This window comes from Frankia sp. Mgl5 (assembly GCF_023242985.1).
Taxonomy (GTDB): domain Bacteria; phylum Actinomycetota; class Actinomycetes; order Frankiales; family Frankiaceae; genus Parafrankia; species Parafrankia soli.
This window is the reverse complement of the sequence record NZ_JALKFY010000675.1, coordinates 40,111-65,138: the sequence shown is the minus strand read 5'-3', so window position 1 is coordinate 65,138 and position 25,028 is coordinate 40,111. Positions and strand designations below refer to the sequence as shown.

The following is a 25,028-nucleotide window of genomic DNA, read 5'->3' as shown; positions in this document are numbered from 1 at the left end:
CCGTCGTCGGTGCCGACGCGGCGCTCGGGCAGCGTCTTCGTGGCGTCGCGGAAGTCGTGCTCGATGTCGAGCCGGCCGCACTCGCAGCGGGCCACCGTCGGCCAGGGCCCGGCGGTCACGCCGCGGCTCCCAGCGCGTCATCGGCCAGGAGCGTGGCGAGCTCGTCGAGCGGCTCCTGCCACTCCGGCCGGCCGATCGCCCAGCGGCACCGGGCAGCCAGCTCCGCCCAGGACGGGCCCAGGTTCGGCCCGCCGTTCGGGCAGCCGGCATGCTCGGCGGCGCACCAGTGCTGGCCGAACAGGGCGACGCCGCCGGGCTGGCAGGCCAGGTTGCCGAGCGCCCGGGACCACGTGTTGTACGCCAGTCCAGCGCGGCCGGCCACCTTGGACGTGTAGAGCATCGCGTCGGCCATGCCGACCGTCGCCGCCCACCCGGCGGGCATACCGGCGCGGATACGACGCGGCAGCAGCTCCGGCCCGCTGGGCCTACGGGGTGGCTCCTGGCCGTCCCAGCCGGCGAGGTCACCGCCGTGCAGCGCGACAGCGACAGGCAGGTGGTCCAGTAGGGCGGCGCGCGGGTCGTGGGCGTTGGGCCCGTACGGCGACGGCTCCGCGAATGTCCACGGCGTGGCCGCGGGCGGTGCCGGGTCGAGCGCGGCGAGCAGGTCGAGCTGCTGCACCGGCGTCTCCTCTCTACGGGGTGCGCCCCCGGGCGCGGGGGGGGGGCCCCCGGGCCGGGGGGGCGGGCCCCCGCGCCCCGGGGCGGGTGTGGTGGGTGGGGGCTGATGTCGACCGGCTATGCCGCCGTACGCGGGTGCTGCGGTCTCCCGCAGCAGACGGCCATCCACCAGCCCCCACCCGGTCAGGTGATCCAGCACTTCTCGCAGCGAGAGCAGAACCAGGACTTCCGCCCGTGCTCGATCGGATGGCCGCTGCGGCGCTCGGGCGGGTGCGGGCACTCACGCTGGAACCGGCGGCGGGCAAGCCAGCGACGGATCACAGGGCCAGCTCCCGGACCACCCGGGCCGCGTCCCGGTTCCATCGGGCGTCGTCGATCGCCTTGTGCAGGTTCTGGCCCTGCTCGGGCAGCTCGTCGCGCGCGATCCCGAGCCGGGTGATCTCCTGCATCAGGTCGTTCGTCCACATCGGGAAGCCGTCGGGCAGGTCGGCCATCCGGCCGAACAGCTGGCACAGGGCCACGTGGTCGTACGCGCCGTAGTAGGCCCACAGCTCCGGCCTGGGCTTCTCCCGCACGAAAGACGCAACTTCGGCGGCGATCACATGGCGGGGTTTGACGTCGATGTGCCTGACGTCGAGGGCGCCGTTGTTGAGCTGTGGCAGATAGGGCCAGACGTTCTCCCGCAGCCACGGGTGGGCGCGGACGGCGGTGGCGTCGAACTCGCTGCTGATCGCGTAGTACTCGGCGCCGTCCTCGCGGACCATGCCGATGCTGATCAGGTCGATCGGGTGCTTCGGCCCCCGCTCCAGGAACTCGGTGTCGTAGAAGATCCGCATCTCGTGGCCTCTCGCTGCTGGTGGGTGGTCTGGTGGGCGGGGCGCCGGGGGTGGATGCCCCGCCCGGTTCGGGCCCGGCGCTGGTCTCCCCGGGGGGGTAGGGCTGCCAGCGCCGGGGGTCTCATCGGGCCGCGGCCTCCGCGCGGGCCCGCGCACGACGGGCCCGGTCATAGGCCCGCTGCCGCGCACGAGCGACCTCCCGGGAGTGCGCCGGCGAGCAGTACAAGACCCGCACACCCGGCGGCAGAACCTGTCCGCACGCCTCCAGCGCGCACACCTGCACCTCGGCCGCGGCCTCCACCGCGGCCTCCAGCGGCGTCGGCTGCGGACGCTCCGGCAGGCGGACCGGCTTCCCGGACAGCCAGTTCAGGTGCGCCTGCACGGTCGCCTCGTCCGCGAGCTGCTCCGGGGTCAATCCGGCGCGCATGCACCCGTGGTGCGGCTCCTGGGCTGCGGTCCGCAGGCACGGGAGTCGCAGCGGGCAGACCCGGCACACCGCGCGGGCACGGGCGTACGCGGCCCGGACGGGCTCGCTGCGCTTGTCGCCGATCGGGTGCCAGTCGTCGGTGTCCCGGCCGTCGCAGCAGAGCGCGCGGGGCGTCTGGCGGACGAGCGTCGGCGCGGTCACTGGCCGGCCGCGGGGTCGGTCGCGGCGCCGCACTCGAAGCAGACGCCGTTGTCGCCGAAGTGCTCGTGCTCCGGGTCGGTGCGGGCGAGGATCGCGCTGATCGTGTTCGCGGCGAGGGTGTTCGGGTGGCCGGCCACGAACGCCTCGAGCGCGGCCCGGAGCTGGGCGAGCTGTGCCCACGGGTCCGCCACACCCTCACGGGCAGCCTCGGCCTCCGCGTCCGCCCGCCGCCGGGTCAGCGGGTCCGCCGTGTTGTAGAACACGGCGTTCTGCGCGTACAGCGCGGTGGCGATGGTGCGGGCACGGTCCCGCTCGCCCCGCATCTCGTCCCGCTGCCGCTCCGCCTCGACCAGCGCAGCGTTCGCCGTGTCCCGCTGCTGCTCGGCCGCGTTCTGCGCGGCGACCGCGCGCCACGCCACATCACGGGCCTCCGCGAGTCGGCGCCGCTCCTTCTCCAGATCCGCGGTCCGCGCGGTCCAGCCGAGACACGCCGCGTCCCGATCGGCGACGAGCTGGCGGATGCCCTCGCCGAGGAGCGGCCCGCCTTCCGGGTGGCCGGGCGTCAGTGCGGCGCCGAGCATGCTCTGCGCCGCGTCGATCACTCGGCGGGCGGTGGACAGCTCGCCGCTGACGTCGAAGACCTGCTTCTCGGCGGTGTGACGCGCCGTCTCCGCCTCGACCAGAAGCCGGTGCTTCCGGCGGACGTCAGCGACCAGCGCGCTGACGTCGGTCCCGTCGATGTCGCCGGCTTCGGCGCGGCGCAACATGTCGTCGAGGTCCAGCATGAGGTAGCTCTCAGACACGACGAAACCCCCGCGTCTTCCACGCAGCCCGGACGCTGACGGCCTCGTCGTGCACGCCCTCCGACAGGTAGGCGTCGTACGACTCGCGCGGGCCCGGCGGACGGGGCCCCCAGTCCTCGCCCGGGTAGAGCAGCGTGGCGGCGGCGAGGACCGTCTCCTCGAGGAGCCCGATGCGGGACAGGAGCGCGCCGATGTCCCGGCGGGCGGCCTGCCCGTTGATGCGGGTGGTGTCCTTCTCGTACCGCGCACGGAGCGCGGCGAGGTCCAGCTCAGCCATGGTTGGTTCCCCCGATGTGGTGCCGCGCGGCGGCGGCGTGGATCTGCGCGTCTGTGAGCTGGCCTGCGACAGCGGCGCCGCGGGCGGCCACCAGGTCGATGTCGGCTTGAGTCGGCGGCATGTCCAGCTCGATCCAGGCGAGTGCGGCGAGCGCCTGGTCCCGCTCCCGCTCGGCCGCGTCGAGGTCGTCGAGCAGGCCGGGCAGGGCGTTGATCCCGTCACGGATCAGCCGGGCGTTCGCGCTCCGGACGTCCACCACATCGCCCCGGTACACCTGCGGATGGCTGCGCGGCGTGTCGTCCGGCAGGCCCTGATTCCGCGCCACCTCATACACGGCGAGGTCACAGGCGCCCTCATAGAGGAGCTTCTCGGGGTCGACGAACGCGAGGACGTTGTCCGTCCGCGGCTCCCCGATCCCGTCCACGAGGTAGCTCCGACGGACCCGCTGCCGACGCTCGGCAGCAGTCCACGGACGCCAGCCGCCCTTGCCGTCGCTGCGCTCGCACTCCTGCAGGTACTCGTCGAGCGACTTGGCTGCCGGGTCGTCCGTGGTGCGTTCGCGGCGGACGATGCCGAGCACGTCGGCGCGGGCGCCCTGCAGGCGGACATCGCCGCTGTCGGTGTTCCCTCGCCAGCTCCACGGCCCCTTAGTGGCGGCGTCCAGCAGCGCGCGGAGTCCGGCGCGGTCGGCGCCCATCAGCGGGTCACCGCCGAGCCGTCGACCACCCGGCGGGCGTCCTGGCAGTTCATGCCGCCACCGAGTAGGTAGATGCACACCTGGACCGGATCCACCGACGGCGCGGGTGACACGGACGGCGACGGCAGGGGGACGACCGAGCCGACCGGGATCACCCGCACCGGCGCCGGGTCGTGCAGGTAGGTGTACGACCCGGCGCCGACTGCGATCGCCGCGGCGATGCTGACCGCCGCCCGGCGTACCGGGATGTGGCCCCGGCCGCGATGCGACGTCACGCCACACCCGCCTCGGTGGGCAGCGCGAACAGGGCCGCCACGAACTCGGTCCAGCTCCCGCGGATCCCCTGCAGCCGGCCGATCACCGTGCCGGCCTCGTCCGCCGTCAGGTCCTCCAGCGCGGCCAGGTCCCGGCCCACGATCCGGACCGCGACCGACAGCGCCTCGTCGTCCTCCGCGGACTGCCGGGCGTACATGTCCCGCAACGCGGCGAGCTGCTCCGGCCGCACCGGTGCCGGCCCGGCGGGCGCCTGCCGCTGGACGGGCGCCGGCTGGCCGGTGACCTCCTCCGTCGTCACCCGCTCCGGCGGGAACGCCTCATCCCGAGTGATCTCCCGGCGGCGCAGGCTGCCGAGCAGGATCTCCAGATCGGCCACCTCGTCGGGGGTCCACTCGCCCCGCTTCCGGCCGACCTTCTCTTCCAGCCGGCGCAGCGCGATCCCACCGCGGCCGAACTCGTTCACCGCGTTCTCGATCCGCTGGTCGAACCGAACCCCGGACTCGCCGCGCTGCAGCGTCTCCCGGCACAGCCCCTCGGCCTCGTCCGTGAACCACTTCGGCAAGATCCTGTAGATCGCCGATCGCATCCGCCGGGCGCCCATGTTCGCGTTGTTGTCGTAGATGTCCCTGGCCTCGGTGAGGACCTTCGGGCCGTCCTTGGTGTCGATCCGGTGCGGGATCACCACGACCGTGCTGTTGCGGGTGTTCGTCTGGACGTCCCAGGCGAACGCCTCCAGCTCGGTTTCCCCGGCGCCCTCGTCGACACGGAGCTGCTTCATGCCGTACTGGACGTGGCCCCAGATCCGGGCCAGTTCCTGCGCCAGGTGGATCGTCGGGCCCGTGACGACGTTGCCCTTGCCGCGGGGGAAGGAGAAGAACGCCCGCTGGGCCAGGCCGAGCTGCCCGCACGCCTCCCGCATCGCCTCTCGAGCCGCGTAGACGTCCCGCGGGATCGCCTGCGCCACCTGGATAGCGGCCAGCACCTCGGCCGCCGCGCGGGACATCTCCACGGCGGTGCTCTGGCTGACCCGGGCGGTCTGCGGCACCGGGTTGGCGGCCTGGCTGTGGCGGTAGTCGACGGCGGTCACCGGTAGTCCTCCGAGTACTTGTTCTCCACCCAGCCGGGCAGGGAGATCAGTTCGATGTCGTCGCTGTACGCCGGCCAGTGCCCGGACCGGGAGCACTCCCGGTAGACGTTGATCGCCTGCCGGTTCAGCCGGCGGCCGATGTCGAGCGCGACCTGGTCCAGTTCGATCACGGACACCAGGTACGGCGCCGCCTTCTCCTGGACCACGAACAGGAACGCCGGCTTCGCGTCCCCGGCGAGGCCGAGTGCCTCGATGCCGTCCAGGTACCAGGCGGCCTGCTGCGCCCAGCCGAACGACCACGCCGACCGCTGGATCGCGTCCAGGTCGGCGGACACCGACGTCTTGTAGTCCGGGACGATCAGCCGGGCGCCGCGGCGGACCGGGTACCAGTCGAGCCGTGCCCGCCGCCAGATCCCCGACGGCCGGTCGACCCAGAACAGGGACTGCTCGGGCTGACCGCCGTCACCGAACAGCGCAGCGGCGGCCGGGTGGGCGCGGAGCGCGGTGGCCATCTCCTCGACCACGGTCATCTCGTGGTCGAGGAGCGGCACCAGGCCCTCGGAGCGGCAGACGTCCCGGTCGTCGCGGGCCTTCTTCGTCTTCCAGTCCGGGTAGTCGAAGACGACGACTTCGGAGCCGGTGCCGAGCACCTGCCGGTGCGCGGCCTTCCCGAAGTCGAACGCCTTCGTGTCCGGCCGGCCGTGCTGCTGCTCGTGGCGGAACAGCGCCGGGCACGACGGCGGCAGCAGTCGACGCGCACCCGAGCTGGACAGCGATCCGGCCGGGACCGGGTCCGCGTGGTACAGCTCCTCGGGCAGGTCGTAGACCCCGGGTTCGGTCACCACGGTCATCGGCGCGGTGGGGGCGGTCACAGTCCGGCCGTCCGCTGGGCGGTGCGGACGGGTGCGGGGGTGAGGCAGTCGCAGCTGGTGGTGGGCATGCCCGGGAAGCCGACGCGGGCGGTGCAGCCGAGCGCGTCGTGGTCGGCGGGGTCGTGGGCGCAGCAGACGGCGGGGGCGGGGCCGGTGGTGTTGGCCTGGACGGCGAGGCAGCAGGCGCAGGTGGACGAGTGGTGCGCGTCGCAGTCCCACACGCCGTACTTCAGGCTGACGCCCCACGCGCGGCGGCGGACACCGTCGCGCTCGGGCAGGATCGTCGCGGCGACCTGCGGGGACTGGCCGGCCGTGGCCGACAGGTAGACCCGGATCCGGCCGGAGGTCAGCAGCTCGGCCGCCTCCGCCGGGACGACGGTCGGCGTGGTGGTGGTGTCGAGGACGCTCATCAGCACACCCCCGTCGCGCCGGAGAGCAGCGCGATCAGCGCGGTGGTGGACGGCGGCAGGTCCGGGGCGGTCCGCTCGATCGGCGGCCGGCCGGGGTAGGTGCGGCCGGGGGTGCGACGCGGGAGCGGCATGGTGGCCGGCTCCGCCTCCGGGTCCGGCTGGGTCGGGTGGGTTACTGTGGTCATCGCGAGGTGGCCTCTCTCTGGTGGGTAGGGGTCGAAGACGCCCGGCTGTTCGCGCAGCCGGGCGTCGCTCTTTGTGGGGGTCATGCGGCGTCGGCCTGCTCGGTCAGCGGCTCGACCGGCACGGCCACCTGCGCGGCCGGCTCCTGCTCGCGGAGGGCCTTGAGTCGGCAGGTCTCGGCCCAGATGGGCGCGAACCGCTCCCGGCGCTCCTTAGTCCAGCCGCCGCTGGCGTAGAACGCGGCGACGTCCCGCTTGAGGCACTCGATTTCGAGGGCGGCGAGTTCGGCTTTGGTCATGCCACGCTCCGGTCCTGCGCCGGGGTGGCGATGGGCTCCGGGGCCGGGTATCGGAACAGCTCGCCCACCGTGGTGCCGAGCGTGGTGGCGAGCCGTAGCCGGATGTCGTCGCCGGGGCTGTGCTCCCCGCGCTCCAGCGCGAATAGGTAGGGAGCCGAGATGTCGGCCTGTCGGGCGGCTTCGCGGAGTGAGAGCCCGCGCTCCAGGCGACGTGCGCGGAGCTGGGTGCCCCAGCTAGCGCGGAGGGCATACACGTCGTTAGGCATTGCCTAAGCATGTACTTGCGCCTAACGCCTGTCAACGATCGCCTATGGCTTAGGCAACAACTGTCGCTCAACAGGCGTCGCCGTTATGCGACACTGAACGCCATGGCATCGACGGGCATCGCCGAGTCGCCACGAGCCCGAAGGCTCCGCGAGGGTGGCCACTGGCTCAGAGAGCAGCGCGAGCAGCGCGGATGGACCGGCCGGCACCTCGCGTCGCTGGTGGGCATCACGCCCACCCAGATCAGCAACTACGAGCGAGGCAAGGACGGCATCGACGACGAACGGGCCGAAGGCATCGCCCGCGCGCTGAACATGAACATCATCGACGTACGTCGTGGGCTTGGTCTCTGGCTACCGGAAGGCACCGAGGCGACCCCACGGCCGTCGGTCGCCCCAGAGGACGCGATCCGGGCGGACGAGACTCTGACCGCCGATCAGCGGGAGCTGCTGCTGTCCATGATCGCGACACTCAGATCCCAACGGCCGGTCCGGGTAGGAGGAGCGCCAACCCCTCCATCCGCGCCGGCCACTGAACAGCCGGCCGTCCCCCTCTTCGCGCGGCCGGACTTCGACCCGGACACCTGGCACCCGGCTATGCGCGACCCGGATGGTCCTCCGCTGGAGGATTGGGAGTGATCTCCCGGTCCGTCAGCATCTTGGCGGCGGCGGTACCACAGTCGGCGTAACCGGCGGCGTAACCCCGGCGCCACGGCGACCGTGCCCGGTCCTGGGCAGCGCGCTGAGCTGCCCGAACCTTCTCGTCGAGGCCGCCGAGTGCCGGATCGGCACGCTGCCTCCGCCAGTCGGTGTCACCCGCAGCGTCCCCGTCCCCGCCTTTTTGCGTAGCCACTTAACCCCCCTTTACCTGCGTTCGTTCCGGTGTGTTGCCGCCCGGATACGGAACACCATCGGGGAGCAATCAGGATGGGGTTCCGGTAGAAAGGTCCACCTGTTGTCGGCAATCTGACCATCCGGAGAGACTTCTCCATTACGCTGCGCACCCGACGACTACGGAGCGCATAAATAGCGTCACGTAAGACTCATAAGGGAGCAATCCGGACAGACGGCGGACACTCGCCCAGTTAACACGCCCCGCAACTGTTAACTGACTTAGCGTCCGGGGTGTGTCCCCTGATCAGCGCGACGATTTCGACATCGTCGACACGGCCGACCTGATGCAGATGCTCGGCGTCGGCCGCTCTCGGGCGGACACCATCACCCGCTTCAAAGGCTTCCCCGACCCGGTCATCGACCGGCCCCGCTACCGGGCCTGGCGCCGATCCGACGTCGAGCGCTGGCTCGACACCAACCGCCCCGGATGGCGCGGCAACACCTGACCGGTCAGCGGCGCGCGGCAGCGAGCCGAGCAGGCAGCACCCGATACGCGGTCACCTCGTGCTGCTCGGCCCACCGCCGGGCCGCCGTCTCCGACCCGAACGGGCTCACCAGCTGGACCGGCACGCCCAGGCCGTCGAGCACCAGCAGACCGACCAGCAGCGGCCGGCGATCCATGGCGCCAGCGACACGCTGCCGGGCCGCATCCAAGTACAGGTGCGCGCTCATGACGGCCGGGTGAACGTCAGCAGCAGCACCCCGTCGACGACCGACGCGCCGGTGAGGACCGCAGCGATCCGGGTGTGGATGGAGAGCTTGTCGACGAACCGTCCGGCGGACACACCAAGGTCGGCCATCACGTCAACAGTCCCGTCTACGTGGCTTTCGCGGATGCGGAACCCGGGCTCGTCGGGCCGAACTGCGTGCGGGATGCCCGCGTAGGGGGCCTGGTCGTCCGCGGCCTGGGATGATGGGGTCATCGGTCGGTCCTCTCGCCAGGGTCGGCCACAGAGCCCCATCGGCGGACAGGCCGGTGGGGCTCACTCGTACCCGGCACCGTAGCGGGTCTGTGACCGAAACGAAAGATGCTCCGGCAAGTCTCTGCGGTCCCCCCAAGGATGCAGTGCCTGTGAGCAGCACCGACGGTCCTCCGCCCGAGCCCGGCGAACTGCTCGACATCGCCGACATCCGGGAGATCCTCGCGGTGAGCAAGACCCGGGCGTATGTGATCAGCCGGGATCGGAACTTCCCTGACCCGTGGATCGATCACCCACGGGTCCGCCTCTGGCGCCGGCGTGACGTCGAGGCATGGCTCGACGCGCACCGGCCGGACTGGCGAGCCAGCCCGCCGACCTGAGCTACGCGGCCTCGCCGCTCGAGTGGGGCTGAGCGAAGTCATGGGCCAGACACCACGACACGAGCTGATCAACATGCTCCGGGTTCGCGGCGCTATCGGGACTGAGCGGAGGCGCGTTGCTGGTTGCGAGCGCGGATCCGCCTGACAGATTCAGGCCCATCTGCGAGAGCTCCTCGTTCTCGGACTCCATGGCAGCGGTCAACGCCCGAAGCCAGCCCCCGAACATCGCGCCCCAGAGGTGGAACCGTTCCTGCTTGTCCCCGCTCCAGCCCGGAGCGTCCCGGCCGGCGACAACGGAGTCGGTGAGCGTGCACGCCTCCCCCGCCTTGATGTCCAGAACGGGCGTCGGGCTGGGTGTCGTCGATGGCGTCTGGCGGATAGCTGCCGTGCGCGAAGTCGCCGCCGCGGCCGGCTCGCCTTCCCCGCCGACCTGGGTTCCGCACCCCGCAGCCCCGACCGCGACCAGAAGTGCCAGCGATGCCCACCGTGTCCTCATAAAGCCCCCCTTGTGAGGGGGCCACGCTAGCGAACCGTCACACCACAGGCGACGGCAGGCAGGTCACCGCCACTGAATGTCAAGCCGCCGCGGATCCCACCGGCCACCACCCCGCATCGTCGCCGGCAACACCACCACCCGCTCGATATACGCCCGCGCCGTCGCCCGCTTCTGCGGATGCAACATGTCCGCCCAGCGCTTCCCCTGCGTCACCAGGTCCACATCCGGGCGCCGCTCCCCCAGCAGCTTCTCCGCGGCCTCCAGGCGGGCCGCAGGACCCTTCCGCGACCTGTCCCGCTCCTCCTTCGTAATCCGATCCTCGCCGTAGTCCTCGGCGATCTCAGCCAGCTTCGCCAGCGCCGCGTCCCTCGCCGCCTGCGCCGCCCGCAGCTGCATCTCCCGATCCTCACCCGGCCGCACCGCATCCGGATCGTCCAACACCTGCTCAAGCCGCTCCCCGACATGCTTATCCGCCCGCGGCGCCGAGATCGCGACCTTCCCGCACCCCCAATACGGCTCCCGCGCCCCACACTGATACGTCGGCCGGCCCTTCAACCCACCCGACATGATCCGCATCCGCTTCTCACACGAACAGACAACCAGCGCCGACAGCAGATACTCCCGCTTCGCATTCGGCGCCGCCCGCGACAACTCGGCCAGCATCCGCCCCGCCTCCGCCCACTGCGCCCGCGACACGATCGGCTCCCACGTCCCCGTCGCCGCCACCGTCCCGTGATGCATCCGCAACCCGGCATACACGCCACCCGACACGATGTCCTTGACGTGCTGCTTCGTCCAATTCGCACCCGTCGTCGTCGGCACACCCGTCATGTGCAACATCGCCGCAATCGCCGCCATCCCCTCACCGGCCAAGAACCGGCGGAAGATATCCCGGACAATCACCGCCTCCGCCAGGTCCACAACCAGGATCGCCGGGGCCGCGATCATCACCTCAGGATCATCCGGGTCGGGCATCTTCCGCCCGGTGATCTTCTGATAGCCGAACGGTCTCGGCCCACCCGCATGCGGATGCCCCGCCTCCGCGATCGCCCGGTGCGCCCGCGAGCTCTTGTCGCTGATCTCGTCCGAGTAGCGGCATGCCGCCGCCACCTCGCCGCGCAAGTAATGCCGGTCCGCGTAGTTACTTAGGTCACGCGGGGGGCCGTTCGTCGCCGCGATGATCAACCCGTGGCGCTCGCCCTTCGCGATCAACTCCTCAAGATCCCACGGCTGCCGCATCATCCGATCAATCCGCCACAGCCAGATCTTCCGACAGACCCCCGCCTCAACCCGCCGCACCGTCTCCTCCCAGTCCGGCCGCTTCACATTCCGCTTCCACGCCGACAGGCTGTCGTCCTTCCCCATCCGCACCACGCTGTCACCAGCAGCCTTCGCCGCCTCCCGGATGTCCCGGGCCTGCCTCGAGCAGTTCTCACGACGCCCATCCCGGTTCAGGCTGAGCCGCGTATACCCGTCCGCATCCATGACCCAGAACCCTACCGTCCCGATCACATGTCGTGGTACGGTTCGCCCCGGAGAGGCTCTCGATGTCCACTCGGCCAGTCTGCCGGGCGCGGCGGGCGGGGAGGAGACATCCAGCCGCCTTCCGGCGATGTCGCGTGGAACCACACCCGTCCGAGGCGCGCGACGGCATACCCTTCGGCCTACACCTGCCGTCGGCACGCGTCGGGCGCGACCGGACTCATGGGGATCCAGGGATCCGGTGGCGGGTTCGGCGGCGCGGCCGGCGCCAAGGCCCGCGGGCGGTGTGTGCCGCCAGCCGGCCGCGGCGTCCCTACACCTTTCGAGGAGTTCCACCGATGCCCATCGCCAGCCCAGACGTCTACGCCGAGATGCTCAGCCGGGCGAAGTCGAACGCCTACGCCTACCCCGCCATCAACGTGACCTCGTCGCAGACCCTCAATGCCGCGCTCCGGGGTTTCGCGGAAGCCGGCAGCGACGGAATCGTCCAGGTGTCGACCGGCGGCGCCGAGTTCCTCTCGGGAACGACCATCAAGAACATGGTGCTGGGCGCGGAAGCGCTCGCCGAATACGCGCACCACGTCGCCAAGGCATACCCGGTGAACATCGCGCTGCACACGGACCACTGCCCCGCCGACAAGCTGGACACCTACATCCGCCCGCTGATCGCCATCTCGAAGGAGCGTGTGGCGCAGGGCCGCGACCCGCTTTTCCAGTCCCACATGTGGGACGGTTCGGCGGTCGAGCTCGAGGAGAACCTCAAGATTGCCGACGAGTTGCTCGCCGACTGTCGCGCGGCGCGCATCGTGCTGGAAGTCGAAATCGGTGTCGTCGGTGGTGAGGAGGACGGCGTCGTAGGCGCCATCGACGAGAAGCTCTACACCACCCCCGGCGACATGTTCCGCACCGCCGAGGTTCTCGGCACCGGAGAAAAGGGCAGCTACATGCTGGCCGCGACGTTCGGCAACGTGCACGGCGTCTACAAGCCGGGGAACGTCAAGCTCCGACCCTCGATCCTGCGCGAGGGTCAGCAGTACGTGGCCGAGAAGCTCGGCCTGGCCGCCGACGCGAAGCCGTTCAACCTGGTCTTCCACGGCGGCAGTGGTTCGGACCTCTCCGAGATCCGCGAAACGCTCGACTACGGCGTCATCAAGATGAACGTGGACACCGACACCCAGTACGCGTTCACCCGGCCGATCGTCGACCACATGCTCCGCAACTACGACGGTGTCCTCAAGGTGGACGGTGAGGTCGGGGTCAAGAAGGCCTACGACCCGCGCACCTACGGCAAGGCCGCCGAAACCGCCATGGCCGCCCGGGTCGCCCAGGCCTGTGACGACCTGCGTTCCGCCGGCCGGTCGATCGGGGTCTGACCGGCCCCGTCCGGTTCACGGCCCGACGGTCACCTGATCCGCTCCTCTCCCTCCCGGGGACGTCTGTCCCCGGGAGTACTCCTATGCCCGGCGGAGTCCATGTGTCCCGGGCTGTGGCCCTCGGCCGCGCGCGGCACTGTTCTCCCCATGGCTCCGCTCCATGGCTCCGCTCTCCTTATGTCCCGACGCCGTGTCTCCTCATTGCTCTTCGGGCGGCCGCCGGCCGCGGCCGCGGACGGCGGCACCGGAACCCCCTGAGCGCCGCGCGCCCGGGGGACCACATTCCCGGAAACAATGAGGCACCCGTCGGGACACGCACCGTTACCCGGGACGGGGCGCCTCGCCCGGTGCCGCCCGGGAGGCCCGATGCCGCCCGATGCCGCCCGGGACGCTCAGTGCCATCCGGACACCCAATGAAACCTGGGACGCATAGTGCCCAAATAGGCACACAAAGCTATCGTGGACGCGCGGTGCCCAGCGGAGCACACGGCGCCAACTCGGAACAGAGTGTGCACCCGCTCACATCCATGCGGAAGCGCACCCATCGAAGTGGATGTGAGGCGTCGCCCGCCCGGCGAGGCCTCATGAAGATCGTGCGGGTGGTCGGCGCGACATCGGCGCCCATACCAACCCAGGGCACTCCGAAGCCCACAGCCCACCACAGGCCCCTCACGGGTTGCGGATCGGGTAAAGCCTGCTGAGACCACGCGCACGACCCATCGGAGTTCGCACCGGACGCAGTGTTCGCGTGGGCTCCTATGTGTCTCAGCGGCCCCGATGCGTCCTACCCGACACATGCCGACACATGCCGCCGCGCGCCGAACGCTGCTGCCGCGGCGACCCGAGCGCCCCCCGTGGCGTCCCGAGCGCACCCGTTCGTGCGCCCCGGCGATACCTCTCCCGGCCCGTCCCGAGACGCACACCCGTGGCCGAACCGCGCGCCACCCCGCCCGCGGGGCCGCGGGACAGCTCGGATTCCCGCCCGAACGGGGCTACTTCGGGGCACGCACAGAGGCACCAGACAGCCCACGCGATCGCCCGATCACGGGCGAGAGACACACACGGACCCATCTCAACCAAGATCGATCCGAGGGGCGAACGGGACGTACCGACCCGACCCCGAGGGGGGCCACCACCCCGCAAGCAGTCACAGAAGTACCCCAACAAGTTAACTCATAGTTACAGTTACGTTTCTCACACATCACGGCATGCGGGCATACATCAGCACGAAGATATGAATTTTCTAGCCGCTTGATGACGGCCTGGCCGGCCGCGGGTAGCCTTCTCTCATATTCGGCTCGATTGCCGACAGCACGCCCAATGGTAACGATCTTTCACCAGTGTGATCTGTCGGTACGAACCACCCTCCACGACGCGGTCGCCAAGTTAATGAGCGCGCATGCGCGCGCGATACCAGCACCACGATCAAACCTCAAGCAGCCACCGGGCGGTGTGCTCTTTTTCACCTGAGGCATTCAGTGCTTGTCATTCGACCTGACGGCGTGGTTATGGTCTTCGCCGTGCCCGGAGACAGGCCGGGCACCCGACGGGTGGCACGCCGAATCCCTGCCCCCATCCGTTGGAAACAGAAACCCGATGGCAGGAGCGGGGGAACCAATACCCGGTCGCCGATTCTGGGGACCTTGGGGTGAAGCCGCTAACGCCGACGACACGAGGAGGAATCTTGTCCTCCGTTGCCGAAGGCACAGGATTTCCGGAGTTCCTGACTTGGCGGCCGGGCTTTTTCCCTGCCCGAACCCGACAGCTCACCTCGCAGGCGTGGGGAAGGAAAACTCACGCATGTCCGACGCACGTACCAGTGGCCGACAACGCCGCAGCAGTACCCGCAGCCGGGCCCGCACTCTCGTCTCCGTCCCCGTCATCGCCGCGGCGGTCGGCGGAACACTCGCCCTGAGCCAGCCGGCCAACGCCGCCACGACCTGGGAAGGTCTGCGGCAATGCGAGTCCGGCGGTAACTACACGACGAACACCGGTAACGGCTACTATGGCGCTTACCAGTTCTCGCCAGGCACCTGGCGCAGCCTCGGCTACTCGGGGCTGCCACACACGGCTCCGCCCGCCGTGCAGGACGCAGCGGCACTGCAACTCGCACTCCGTTCCGGGTTCGGCCAGTGGCCGGTCTGCGGGAGCGGAATGGGCTCCGAGCAGCTCCTGCCCGGCGCGTCGTCATCAGGCGCCGGGGTCCAGGCGTCCAGAGCGGCCGAGCGCACCTCGCTGGTCGCCCAGCCCGCAGCCGCGGGCGTCCCAAACCTGACGCGGACATACACCGCGTCGATGGTCAACCAGGTCAGCGACGAAGTCCGCTCCTGGCAGGCCAAGATGACCTCCCTCGGCTACCCCCTCACGGTCGACGGCAGCTACGGACCACGGTCCGCGGCCGCGGCGCGTGACTTCCAGGCCGCACGCGGCCTCGTGGTGGACGGCGTCCTGGGTCCGCAGACCTGGGCGGCCACCTTCGGCTGACGCCTGCCGACCGGCGCACTCGGTCACCAGCCGGACCGTCTGACGGCCACCGCCGCACGCGGCGACCGCTCCCCCGCTGGCCTGAACCGACCCACCGCACCCTCCTGACGGCCGCCCCCACGCCGCCGCCCGGTCGCGGTGGCCCCCACGCACCGGTCGAGCCCCCTTCGCAAGGCGTCCTTCCCCCGGATGAGGCCTCCCACCCGCGCCCGTCGCGGTGAGCCATCCCTCCAAGGACTCAGGCCCTCGAACCGGACGCCGGCGAATCATCCGTGTTCCAACTCCGCCCAGCCGGTGTGTCCCCGGACATCCCGCCCGCGGCTGACCACGTGCTGTCGCAACCGCGATTCCCCCACCAGCACGAGCTCGGCACTCTGCGTCGCCCCGGTTCGTCGGCAGCGAAGACCCGCCGGCGCCAGGACCGTACGACCCGCCCGCACGGGGCAGACCCCGCCGTGCGGGCGGGGGCGGTGCGCGGATCGCCCCAACGATCCGCGCGGCACGGGAGGCGGTACGGACTCAGGCGGCAAGCCTGCGTCGAAGTCCCGATGCCGGGGGCCGTGTTCTCATCCGTGATCCACCCGATGATCGGACGAACCCTCCGGCAGCCAAGTCGCCGCGGCGCGCGACCCGCCGCCGACTCGGCTAGGTCGAGCCCGCCGCATGATCTCCTCCGGCCCAGGCCGCAGGAGGAGCCGTCCACGCCGGTGATCCCGGCAGGTGGGCGTGTCCCGCACAGGCCGGGACACGCCCACCGCGGACGGCCAGCCCGATCCCGTCGCCCGTGCAGGTCCTCCCTCCGCCCCGCCCCGTGCCCCCGGGCCCACAACTCATCAATCTCCATCTAGTCACGTTAGATATACAGAACGTAATTATCTAGGAAAAAACTACAAACGAACGACAAACGTACTTTTAGAGGAGCCGTCGAGACGCGACGGCACGCGGCCCGACCCACCCCGGCGGACAGCCGTCCGCGGCCTGGCGGTAACGTCATCTGGATCAGTGCTTCTCGTCACGATCGGCTACGTCACACGTCAATCAGCCCATTCGGGTAGCTCCGATGTGGTCCTTTCGCATCCCCCACTAGCCGCCCGAATTTGCGCCGTCTAGCTAGATCTCGCTACAGTTCCGCCCACTCGCCTCCCCGGGCGAGGCCATGCGGACGGACGCCGAGTCCTGCCCCCGTCCCCATGGCCGGAACGAGCACGGACAACATCGGGCAGGAGCGGGGGACCCACCATCCGGACGCCCCCCGGCGTCCTAGGGGTTAAGCCGGCGAAACATGCGGCCGGGAGCACACCGATCCGCGAGGACGGGCTCCGGGCCAGCGGCGCCGACCGGGCAACTTCCAGCCCGAACCCGACAGCTCACCCCGTAGGCGACGGGAAGGACTCTGATGCGATCGCATGATCGTGTTCCCGCCCGTTCCAATGGCCGTGGCGGAAGGCACCGAGCGACCCAGGGACCGTCCACCGCGACTCGGGTCCTGCGCACCACCGGCGCCGTGACGGCGCTGGTCGGCACCGGGCTCGCGGTGACCGCCGCTCCCGCGGGAGCGGCGACTGCCGACGACTTCGCGAAGCTCCGCAAGTGCGAGTCGGGCGGCAACTACGCCATCAACACCGGCAACGGCTTCTACGGTGCCTACCAGTTCGACCAGCGCACCTGGACGGGCCTGGGCTACCCCGGCCGACCCGACCAGGCTCCTCCCGCGATGCAGGACGAGGCCGCGTACAAGCTGTACGACAGCCGCGGCTGGTCACCATGGCCCGGCTGCACCAGCAAGCTCGGCCTCACGAGGAACGGCCCGGCGCCGGCGTCGTCCGGTGCCGGCGGCGACGTGATCGCCCAGGCCCTGACGCCGGCCGAGCCGCCCATGACGCTCGAGCGCGCTCGGGCTGAGGTCGGCGGCCAGTTCGGCGGCGAGGCGCTGAACGTCGGTATGGGCGACGACGTGCGCGCGGACGCCTTCATATGGCAGGCGGAGATGCGCGACCGCCGGTTCGTCCTGACCGTCGACGGCAAGTTCGGCCCGGAATCGCAGGGCATCGCCGCGCTCTACTCGTACCTCACCCGAGTGAGTGACGGTCAGCCCGGCGTGGTCGGCCAGAACCTGTGGAACGTCACCGTCAACGGCTGAGACACCATCAGCGCCGCCGGACACACAGCACCACCGGACCACCCGCCGGGCATCCCGGCAGCGCCGGGCTTCACCTGACACCACCGTCGACGGCCGACGTCGGCGGCGTCAGCGGACGTTGCCGACAGCTGACAGCGTCGACAGCTGTCCGCACGCCCTGAGACGGCCGGCAGCGCCCTCACACCGTCGACAGCACCCCCAGTGGCTGACAGCGCCGTCAGCCGGCTGGCGGCACGACCGACGGCCGGCACCCGCATCCGCTCCCAGCGGCTGACAGCGCCGTCAGCGGCTGGCGGCTGCCACGGCTCGGCACTGACGACCTGCGGTGCCACGGCGGGACGTCGCGCGGCGTCCATGCCAAGGCGCCTCGGGGCCTGGATGTCGCCGGGCCGGGCGTCGTGCGCGCCCGCCCACCCGCAGCGAGACCAGGCCGGGCGTGGGGCCGGGCCGGGCGGGACCGCGGTGCCCAGCGGAGCACAGCCCCTGACATCGCCGTCGCCACCCGCCAGGACGGCGGACGGCGCCGGACCTGCGGCGGCCACGCGTACCTCCGGATGACGGGCGCCGGGTCCTCATGACCGTCTGGCAGGTCGGGCTATGCCTCGTTGGCACGAGGTTCCACGAGGGCGCCGTGGTCCCGGGCTGGTCCCGATCTCGCCTCCGCGCCCGTGCCGTGGTCCGCCCGGCCCTCGATTGCCGTCAAGCAGAAATCTAAAAACCAACAGACAGACTACGGAAGAAATCAACCGACACAGGAGAAGTAGGGCCGGCGGCGGCACGATGCCGGTCGCGACACCGGCGGGGCGCCGACGCGATGCCGGCGGGGCCCGCGGCCGTCCGTGGCCGTTCAGTGGCCGTCCGTGGCCGTTCAGTGGCCGTCCGCGGGCGGCTCGACCCCGGAACGGCTCCGGCGTCGGGCAGGATGAGGTCATGACGACACCGCCCGCGAACCAGAACCTCCTGTCGGGCCCGCCGCCCACGCTGCTGCCCTCCGACGCGGCGGCCGCGGACGCGCTGCGGGCCGGCGACACGCCGGACACGGTCGCCGCCCGGTTCCCGGCCATCAGCCTCGGCTGGGCGGTCCTCGCCGAGGACGCGCTGCGCGCCGGGCGCCCGGTGGAGGCGTACGCCTACGCGCGGACCGGGTACCACCGGGGCCTGGACCAGCTCCGCCGGTCCGGCTGGAAGGGGCACGGGCCGGTCCCGTGGTCCCACGAGCCGAACCGCGGCTTCCTGCGCGCGCTGGCCGCGCTCTCCCGCGCCGCGGCGGAGATCAACGATGCCGAGGAGGCGGCCCGGTGCCGGCAGTTCCTCACGGACAGCGACCCGGCCGCGGCCGCGGAACTCGGTCTCGCATAGCCGCCATCCGGCCACGGAACGCCGCCGCCGGCCCGCGGGGTCTGGCGGACGGACCACGACGGGCCCATATCCCTAGTAACCTCGCCCGGTGCCCGCACTAGTCCTCATCGGCGCCCAGTGGGGCGACGAGGGAAAAGGAAAGGCGACCGACCTCCTGGGCGGCGCCGTCGACTACGTCGTCCGTTACCAGGGTGGCAACAACGCCGGACACACGGTGGTGATCGGTGCGGAGAGTTACGCCCTGCACCTGATTCCGTCCGGTGTGCTCCGCACCGACTGCGTTCCGGTGATCGGTAACGGCGTCGTGATCGACCCCGGTGTGCTGCTCTCGGAGATGGACGGCCTACAGGCCCGCGGAGTCGACGTCTCCCGTCTGCTCATCAGCGCGGACGCCCATCTGATCATGCCGCACCACCGTGCCCTGGACAGGGTCACCGAGCGGTACCTGGGCAAGGCCCGGATCGGCACGACGGGCCGGGGCATCGGCCCTGCGTACGGGGACAAGGTCGCCCGCACCGGCATCCGGGTGCAGGACCTGCTCGACCCCGGCATCTTCCGGCAGAAGCTGGAGCTGGCGCTGCGGGAGAAGAACCAGGTCCTGACCAAGGTCTACAACCGGCGGCGCATCGAGGTCGACGAGGTCGTCGAGGAGTACGCCGCCTACGCCGAGCGGCTGACCCCGCACATCGCCGACACCGGCCTGCTCCTCGACACCGCCCTGCGCGAGGGCAAAGTCGTCCTCCTCGAGGGCTCCCAGGGCACCCTCCTGGACGTCGACCACGGCACGTATCCGTTTGTGACCTCCTCGAACCCGACCGCCGGCTACGCCGCGACCGGCGCCGGCATCGGCCCCACCCGCATCAACCGGGTGATCGGGATCATCAAGGCGTACACGACCCGGGTCGGCGCCGGCCCGTTCCCGACCGAGCTCGACGACAAGGTCGGCGAGGAGCTGCGCCGCATCGGCGGAGAATTCGGGGTCACCACCGGCCGGGCCCGGCGCACCGGCTGGTTCGACGCGGTCATCGCCCGCTACGCAGTCCGGGTGAACGGCCTCACCGACCTTTTCCTCACCAAACTCGACGTACTTTCCGGCTTCGACACGGTGCCAGTCTGCGTGGGCTACGAGATCAACGGTCAGCGCACCGATGAGATGCCGATGACGCAGACGGAATTCCACCACGCGAAACCGATCTACGTCGAGTTGCCTGGGTGGCACGAGGACATCTCGGGTGTCACCCGGTTCGCCGATCTCCCCGAGGCCGCCCAGGCGTATGTGGCGACACTCGAGGAGATGGCGGGCGCCCCGGTGTCGGCGGTCGGGGTGGGCCCCGGCCGCGCCCAGACCCTGGTGATCAACGAACTGATCTGACCCGGGCACGGCCCACACAGCCGTCCACCCTGCCGTGCCCGGTCCCGAGCCGTGACCGGTCCCCCGTGCGGTGAACAGTCGCGCGGTGATCGGGTCGGGCCGGAGTTGCGCTACGGAGCGTTACGGTCGACGCTTGGCCGGTCACAGTAGGCGACGACCGGGGGTGGTGGCGATGGCGGGATACCCGTCGCAGGCCTCCTGGGACGACGAGCACGCCGACGGCGCCGACGGCGCGGGCTCCGAGATCACGAACGAGACACTCGCCACCGCGCGACCCTCGACCGAACTCGAGCCGGCGACGGCACCACGCCAGCCAGGCCCGGCACGCTGGTCACCCACCGTCCATCCTGACCATCCGCTACGCCACGGCATCGACCCCGCGACGTGGCCGGTCGGTTTCTCCCCCACCGGCGAGGCGCTGCCGGAGACCCTGACCGACGTTCTCCTTCGCGGCAGTCACGCCATCCGCAGCTCGAAGCGCGCCGAGGCCCAGCGCCTCGAGCGGGCGGCGGCGATCGCCGAGCACGTCCAGGCCCAGATCGACGACTTCCTGGGCTTCTGCGCGGCCGAGCGCCTCACCCCGCCGGTCATCGTCCGCACGAACGGCCGCCGCGCCGAACGATCCCACGACGATGTCCCCGACTGGAACGGCACGCCACGACTCCGGACGTCGACCATGGACCGCGCCGCCACACGGGCCGCCGCACGGGCCGGGGAGGACGACTCCAGACAGGACCGCCGCCGTGACGAGGACGACGCGGACCCCGACACCGCCAGTCCGCCGCCCACCGGCCGGCACGGACGTCGGTCGGGGACCACACCGGCACGCCGCCGGCTCCTTCGCCGCGAGCGGCTGCACGCCTGGCCACTCCTCTACTGGCGCTGCGAGAGTTTCCCGGCCCCGGGACGCTCCCTGCACCTGTTCGTCGAACCGGACGGACGCACCTTCGAGGGCCGCGACGCCCCCGCGCCGCTGACGGTGCTCGGCCGTGAGGTGCAGGTGTGGCCCGTCGACGCCCCGTCGATAGTCGAGGGCATGGCCGAGGTGGACGCCCGCCGTTGCGCACTTCACCTGGTGCACGGAATGGCTCACATGCTCTGGCAGGCCGGCGTGGGCCTGTAGCCCCTCCACCTTCTCAATCTATTAGCCACATCTAATTCCATCTCCACCACCGGCGCCGTTTCCGGCGCGCACAGAGAAGTGTGGCGATTGAGTGAGTCCATGCACTCATTCAGTCGCCACACTTCGTCGAAACGGGTAAAAGGACGTCGACAGCGCCGACGCGCGCCCCCGAAGCCCCGCGGCCCGAGCCGGGCGCCGGGCGGGGGCCCGGACCATGCGACACGGCGGTGGTCGGTGGAGGCGGCACGGGTCCTGTCGTGGTCTCTTCTTGCTGATGAGCAAGCGGACATTGCTGGCACCAGTCGATCCCCGGGACACTCGGGACGGCATCGCCGACAGGGCCACAAGACAAAGGATGATCAACGTGCGCGCTAACCTGGACCCCGTGACTTCCGCGGCCGCCACCCCGGCCTCCCCCGACCGGTGAAGGTCCTCGTCGTCGGATCCGGCGGGCGCGAGCACGCACTGTGCCGCGCGCTGGCCCGGGATCCCAATGTCGGCTCGCTCGTGTGCGCCCCGGGCAACGCGGGGACGGCGGAGCTGGCCGAGCCGCGTCCACTGCGGGTCGACGATCCGGATGCTGTCGCCGCCCTCGCCGAGTCGGTGCGCGCCGATCTGACGGTGATCGGCCCCGAGGTCCCGCTGGTCGCCGGCGCGGCCGACGAGATCAGGGCCCGTGGGCTGCGGGCGTTCGGCCCGTCCGCCGCGGCCGCGCGGCTGGAGGGCAGCAAGGCGTTCGCGAAGGAGATCATGCGAGCGGCGGGCGTCCCCACGGCCGATTCGCGGGACCACACCGAGATCTCCTCGGCGCTGGCCGATCTGGATACTTTCGGCCCGCCGTACGTCGTGAAGTACGACGGTCTCGCCGCGGGCAAGGGCGTCACCGTGACCACCGACCGGGACGCGGCCGTCGACGCCGTCCGGGCGAGCCTGCGTGGCCCGGACGACCGGGTGGTGCTCGAGGAGTACCTCGACGGGCCCGAGGTCTCGCTGTTCGCGATCGTCACCGAGTCCGGCTCGGTGGTGCCGCTGCTGCCCGCCCAGGACCACAAGCGGGTCGGCGACGGCGACACCGGCCCGAACACCGGCGGGATGGGGGCCTACACCCCGCTGCCGTGGGCGCCGCGGAACCTGACCGCCGAGGTGGTCCGCACGGTGATCCGGCCGACAGTGGACGAGATGGCCCGCCGGGGAACCCCGTTCACCGGTCTGTTGTACGCCGGGCTGGCGCTGACGTCCCGTGGCATTCGTGTGGTCGAGTTCAACGTTCGGTTCGGTGACCCCGAGGTACAGGCGATCCTGGCACTGCTCAACACGCCGCTGACCGACGTGCTCTCCGGGCGGCGGCCGCCGGTGTGGCGGTCGGGGGCCGCGATCACCGTGGTCGTCGCCGCCGCCGGCTACCCGGCGAACCCGCGGCTCGGTGATCCCATCCGTGGTCTGGCCGCGGCCGACGCGCTGGCGGGGGTGGACGTGCTCCACGCCGGGACCCGCCGGGACGAACAGGGGCAGGTGGTCGCGTCGGGTGGCAGGGTGCTGTCCGTCACGGCCATCGGCTCGAACCTCGAGTCCGCGCGAGGATCGGCATACGAGGCCATCAGCCGCATCTCGCTGGACGGTGCCCACTACCGCACCGACATCGGGGACCCGTCCCGGATGCGCGGCGCGGTGGGCGTCCACCGCGCCGGTTCCGGGGTGGGCGACCTTCACCAGTCGCAGGACCAGCAGGACAAGAAGGAGTGAGCGTGTCGCAGGGCAAGTCGTCACAGGGCAACGGGGCAAGGGGCGGCTCGACGGATCCGCGGGTGGCGATCGTCTACGGCTCCCCGTCGGACACCCAGACCATGAGCAAGGCCGGCGCCACCCTGGAGCGCTTCGGGGTCGCCTACGAGGAGGTCTCCCTCTCGGCGCACCGCGCCCCGCGCACGCTCGCGGAGTACGTAGGGAAGCTGCGCGCGCGGGAGATCCAGGTGGTGATCGCCGGCGCCGGGCTCGCCGCCGCGCTGCCGGGTGCCGTCGCGGCCCTGACGACCCTGCCGGTCATCGGCGTGCCGATCTCCGGTGGCGCGCTGGACGGCATGGACTCCATGCTCGCCATCGCGCAGATGCCGCCCGGCGTGCCGGTGGCCACCGTCGGGCTGAACAACTCGACGAACGCCGCGATCCTCGCGATCCAGATCCTGGCGCTGGCCGACCCGGATCTCGGCCTGAAGCTCGCGACGTTCAAGGACGAGTTCGAGCAGGCCGCGGCCGACTCTCTCGCTGACGTCGCGGCGGCGGCGACCGCGGCGGCACGCGCATGATCGGTCGCTACACACTGCCCGACATGGGTCGGGTGTGGTCCGAGGCGAACAAGTACGAGCTGTGGTGCAAGGTCGAGGTCCTGGTCCTGGAGGCGCACGCGGCGGCCGGGCGCGTTCCGGCCGACGCGGTGGGCCCGGTGCGTGCCGCGGCGGCCCCGACGCCGGAGGCCGTCGCCGAGATCGAGGCCGTCACCCAGCACGACGTGATCGCCTTCCTGACCGCCTGGGCCGACCAGACCGAGCCGCGTTCCGCCGCGGCCTACGTGCACTTCGGCATGACCTCGTCGGACCTGCTCGACACCGCGCTCGCCTGCCAGCTCGTCGAGGCCACCGACCTGCTGCTCGCCCGTGCCGACCGGCTGGTCGCCGCGCTGCGCGACCTCGGGCTGGCGCACCGCGGGACCCTGCGGGTCGGCCGCACGCACGGCATCCACGGCGAGCCGACGGTGTTCGGCCACCGCGTCGCCGACCTGGCCTTCGGGATGGCCCGCTGCCGTGACCGGCTGCGCGCGGCGCGGGCGGACGTCGGCGTCGCGAAGATCTCGGGAGCGGTCGGCACATACTCGAACATCGACACCGACGTGGAGGGCTACGTCGCGGACAAGCTCGGCCTCACCCCGGCGCCGGTCGCGACACAGGTCGTCCTGCGGGACGGGATCGCCTCCTGGGTCGCGGCCCTCGCCGGCCTGGCGACGGTCTGCGAGGCGGTCGCCCTCGAGGTGCGGCACGGGCAGCGCACAGAGGTCCGGGAGCTGTCCGAGCCGTTCGGGTCGGGCCAGAAGGGCTCGTCCGCGATGCCGCACAAGAAGAACCCGATCATGTCGGAGCGCATCGCGGGGATCGCCCGGATCGTCCGGGCCCAGTACGTGCCCGTCCTCGAAGGTGTCCCGCTGTGGCACGAGCGGGACATCTCGCACTCCTCCACCGAGCGCATCGCCCTGCCGGACGCCGCCTGCGGCGTGGACTACCTGCTGCACCTCACCACCCGGCTCGTCGACGGCCTCGTCGTCGACCGGGAACGGATGCGGGCGAACCTCGACGCCACCGGCGGGCTCGTCTACACCTCGGCGGTGCTGTTGGAGCTGGTGGAAACCGGGCTGTCGCGCGAGGACGCCTACGCCGTCACCCAGGCGGCGGCGATGGAAACCTGGCAGACGGGCGTCCCCTTCCGCGAGACGCTGCGCAAGCACGCGGGCGACCGCGGCCTGCCGCTCGACGAGGCTCGCCTGGACGAGGTCAGCCGACCGGAACGCTACGTCGAGCGGCTCACCCCCGTCTTCGACCGGCTGGCCGCGCTGAGCTAGACGAAGCGGACGTACCGGGGCCGGACAGGACGGAAGGGCCTGACCCAACCCGGTCCGGCCTGGCCCAACCCGGTCCGGTCTGGCCCAACC

General features: G+C 71.3%; 29 protein-coding genes and 1 riboswitch. Of the genes, 12 read left to right on the top strand and 17 right to left on the bottom strand.

Annotated elements, in window-relative coordinates:
• Positions 1–115: 115 nt before the first annotated feature.
• The 13 genes from MXD62_RS23035 to MXD62_RS22975 all read right to left on the bottom strand — a co-directional run bounded on the left by MXD62_RS23035 (position 116) and on the right by MXD62_RS22975 (position 7,311).
• Positions 116–679 (bottom strand): hypothetical protein, encoded by a 564-nt coding sequence (locus MXD62_RS23035; protein WP_248831551.1) that lies wholly within the window; start codon positions 677–679, stop codon positions 116–118.
• A gap of 316 nt (positions 680–995) precedes the next feature.
• A complete protein-coding gene (locus MXD62_RS23030) occupies positions 996–1,514 on the bottom strand; it encodes a 3'-5' exoribonuclease (protein WP_248831550.1) in 519 nt (172 codons plus the stop codon).
• A gap of 121 nt (positions 1,515–1,635) precedes the next feature.
• Complete coding sequence (locus tag MXD62_RS23025; protein WP_248831549.1) at positions 1,636–2,142, bottom strand: WhiB family transcriptional regulator; 507 nt, start codon at positions 2,140–2,142, stop codon at positions 1,636–1,638.
• A complete protein-coding gene (locus MXD62_RS23020; protein ID WP_248831548.1) occupies positions 2,139–2,945 on the bottom strand; it encodes a hypothetical protein in 807 nt (268 codons plus the stop codon). The genes MXD62_RS23025 and MXD62_RS23020 overlap by 4 nt, the downstream gene beginning before the upstream one ends.
• Positions 2,938–3,222: a hypothetical protein gene (locus tag MXD62_RS23015; protein ID WP_248831547.1), complete on the bottom strand. Its 285-nt coding sequence runs from the start codon at positions 3,220–3,222 to the stop codon at positions 2,938–2,940. The genes MXD62_RS23020 and MXD62_RS23015 overlap by 8 nt, the downstream gene beginning before the upstream one ends.
• Complete coding sequence (locus MXD62_RS23010) at positions 3,215–3,919, bottom strand: hypothetical protein (protein ID WP_248831546.1); 705 nt, start codon at positions 3,917–3,919, stop codon at positions 3,215–3,217. Before MXD62_RS23010 ends, MXD62_RS23015 begins: the two co-directional genes overlap by 8 nt.
• Positions 3,919–4,194 (bottom strand): hypothetical protein, encoded by a 276-nt coding sequence (locus tag MXD62_RS23005; protein WP_248831545.1) that lies wholly within the window; start codon positions 4,192–4,194, stop codon positions 3,919–3,921. Before MXD62_RS23005 ends, MXD62_RS23010 begins: the two co-directional genes overlap by 1 nt.
• Positions 4,191–5,282, bottom strand: coding sequence for a hypothetical protein (locus MXD62_RS23000; RefSeq protein WP_248831544.1), 1,092 nt, complete (start codon positions 5,280–5,282; stop codon positions 4,191–4,193). Before MXD62_RS23000 ends, MXD62_RS23005 begins: the two co-directional genes overlap by 4 nt.
• Positions 5,279–6,154, bottom strand: a complete 876-nt coding sequence (locus tag MXD62_RS22995; RefSeq protein ID WP_248831543.1) for a PD-(D/E)XK nuclease-like domain-containing protein — start codon at positions 6,152–6,154, stop codon at positions 5,279–5,281. The genes MXD62_RS23000 and MXD62_RS22995 overlap by 4 nt, the downstream gene beginning before the upstream one ends.
• Positions 6,151–6,564 carry a hypothetical protein gene (locus MXD62_RS22990; RefSeq protein ID WP_248831542.1) on the bottom strand — a complete coding sequence of 138 codons (414 nt, stop codon included), beginning with the start codon at positions 6,562–6,564 and terminating at the stop codon, positions 6,151–6,153. Before MXD62_RS22990 ends, MXD62_RS22995 begins: the two co-directional genes overlap by 4 nt.
• Positions 6,564–6,833, bottom strand: a complete 270-nt coding sequence (locus MXD62_RS22985; protein WP_248831541.1) for a hypothetical protein — start codon at positions 6,831–6,833, stop codon at positions 6,564–6,566. Before MXD62_RS22985 ends, MXD62_RS22990 begins: the two co-directional genes overlap by 1 nt.
• Positions 6,830–7,045, bottom strand: coding sequence for a hypothetical protein (locus MXD62_RS22980; RefSeq protein ID WP_248831540.1), 216 nt, complete (start codon positions 7,043–7,045; stop codon positions 6,830–6,832). Before MXD62_RS22980 ends, MXD62_RS22985 begins: the two co-directional genes overlap by 4 nt.
• Positions 7,042–7,311 (bottom strand): helix-turn-helix transcriptional regulator, encoded by a 270-nt coding sequence (locus MXD62_RS22975; protein WP_248831539.1) that lies wholly within the window; start codon positions 7,309–7,311, stop codon positions 7,042–7,044. The genes MXD62_RS22980 and MXD62_RS22975 overlap by 4 nt, the downstream gene beginning before the upstream one ends.
• 102 nt (positions 7,312–7,413) lie before the next feature.
• Here MXD62_RS22975 and MXD62_RS22970 point away from each other — a divergent pair, with 102 nt between their 5' ends.
• A complete protein-coding gene (locus tag MXD62_RS22970) occupies positions 7,414–7,947 on the top strand; it encodes a helix-turn-helix transcriptional regulator (RefSeq protein ID WP_248831538.1) in 534 nt (177 codons plus the stop codon).
• 488 nt (positions 7,948–8,435) lie between these two features.
• On the top strand, positions 8,436–8,648 hold the full coding sequence (locus MXD62_RS22965) for a hypothetical protein (RefSeq protein ID WP_248831537.1): 213 nt from the start codon (positions 8,436–8,438) through the stop codon (positions 8,646–8,648).
• A gap of 4 nt (positions 8,649–8,652) precedes the next feature.
• Here the strand turns inward: MXD62_RS22965 and MXD62_RS22960 are convergent, their stop codons facing one another.
• A complete protein-coding gene (locus MXD62_RS22960; RefSeq protein WP_248831536.1) occupies positions 8,653–8,874 on the bottom strand; it encodes a hypothetical protein in 222 nt (73 codons plus the stop codon).
• The gene (locus MXD62_RS22955) at positions 8,871–9,125 is read right to left on the bottom strand and encodes a hypothetical protein (RefSeq protein WP_248831535.1); all 255 of its coding nucleotides are present in this window, start codon (positions 9,123–9,125) and stop codon (positions 8,871–8,873) included. Before MXD62_RS22955 ends, MXD62_RS22960 begins: the two co-directional genes overlap by 4 nt.
• Before the next feature lie 149 nt (positions 9,126–9,274).
• Here MXD62_RS22955 and MXD62_RS22950 point away from each other — a divergent pair, with 149 nt between their 5' ends.
• The gene (locus MXD62_RS22950; protein WP_248831534.1) at positions 9,275–9,502 is read left to right on the top strand and encodes an AlpA family transcriptional regulator; all 228 of its coding nucleotides are present in this window, start codon (positions 9,275–9,277) and stop codon (positions 9,500–9,502) included.
• 1 nt (position 9,503) lies between these two features.
• Here MXD62_RS22950 and MXD62_RS22945 read toward each other — a convergent pair whose 3' ends face one another.
• The gene (locus MXD62_RS22945) at positions 9,504–9,998 is read right to left on the bottom strand and encodes a hypothetical protein (protein ID WP_248831533.1); all 495 of its coding nucleotides are present in this window, start codon (positions 9,996–9,998) and stop codon (positions 9,504–9,506) included.
• Positions 9,999–10,061: 63 nt separating this feature from the next.
• A complete protein-coding gene (locus MXD62_RS22940) occupies positions 10,062–11,483 on the bottom strand; it encodes a recombinase family protein (RefSeq protein WP_248831532.1) in 1,422 nt (473 codons plus the stop codon).
• A 335-nt stretch (positions 11,484–11,818) separates the two neighbouring features.
• Here MXD62_RS22940 and fbaA point away from each other — a divergent pair, with 335 nt between their 5' ends.
• The 9 genes from fbaA to purB all read left to right on the top strand — a co-directional run bounded on the left by fbaA (position 11,819) and on the right by purB (position 24,938).
• Positions 11,819–12,853 carry a class II fructose-bisphosphate aldolase gene (fbaA, locus tag MXD62_RS22935; RefSeq protein ID WP_248831531.1) on the top strand — a complete coding sequence of 345 codons (1,035 nt, stop codon included), beginning with the start codon at positions 11,819–11,821 and terminating at the stop codon, positions 12,851–12,853.
• A 1,546-nt stretch (positions 12,854–14,399) separates the two neighbouring features.
• Positions 14,400–14,647: riboswitch (cyclic di-AMP (ydaO/yuaA leader) on the top strand.
• 6 nt (positions 14,648–14,653) lie between these two features.
• Complete coding sequence (locus tag MXD62_RS22930; RefSeq protein WP_112104739.1) at positions 14,654–15,337, top strand: transglycosylase family protein; 684 nt, start codon at positions 14,654–14,656, stop codon at positions 15,335–15,337.
• A 1,396-nt stretch (positions 15,338–16,733) separates the two neighbouring features.
• Entirely contained in the window at positions 16,734–17,477 is a 744-nt protein-coding gene (locus tag MXD62_RS22925) for a transglycosylase family protein (protein ID WP_248831530.1), read from the top strand.
• 930 nt (positions 17,478–18,407) lie between these two features.
• Complete coding sequence (locus tag MXD62_RS22920; protein WP_248831529.1) at positions 18,408–18,836, top strand: DUF3151 domain-containing protein; 429 nt, start codon at positions 18,408–18,410, stop codon at positions 18,834–18,836.
• 88 nt (positions 18,837–18,924) lie between these two features.
• A complete protein-coding gene (locus MXD62_RS22915; RefSeq protein ID WP_012157655.1) occupies positions 18,925–20,208 on the top strand; it encodes an adenylosuccinate synthase in 1,284 nt (427 codons plus the stop codon).
• Positions 20,209–20,380: 172 nt separating this feature from the next.
• Positions 20,381–21,331, top strand: coding sequence for a hypothetical protein (locus MXD62_RS22910; protein WP_248831528.1), 951 nt, complete (start codon positions 20,381–20,383; stop codon positions 21,329–21,331).
• A gap of 423 nt (positions 21,332–21,754) precedes the next feature.
• The gene (gene purD / locus MXD62_RS22905) at positions 21,755–23,074 is read left to right on the top strand and encodes a phosphoribosylamine--glycine ligase (RefSeq protein WP_248831527.1); all 1,320 of its coding nucleotides are present in this window, start codon (positions 21,755–21,757) and stop codon (positions 23,072–23,074) included.
• Positions 23,071–23,634, top strand: coding sequence for a 5-(carboxyamino)imidazole ribonucleotide mutase (gene purE / locus MXD62_RS22900; protein ID WP_248831526.1), 564 nt, complete (start codon positions 23,071–23,073; stop codon positions 23,632–23,634). Before purD ends, purE begins: the two co-directional genes overlap by 4 nt.
• Complete coding sequence (gene purB / locus MXD62_RS22895; protein WP_248831525.1) at positions 23,631–24,938, top strand: adenylosuccinate lyase; 1,308 nt, start codon at positions 23,631–23,633, stop codon at positions 24,936–24,938. The genes purE and purB overlap by 4 nt, the downstream gene beginning before the upstream one ends.
• Positions 24,939–25,028: the final 90 nt, after the last annotated feature.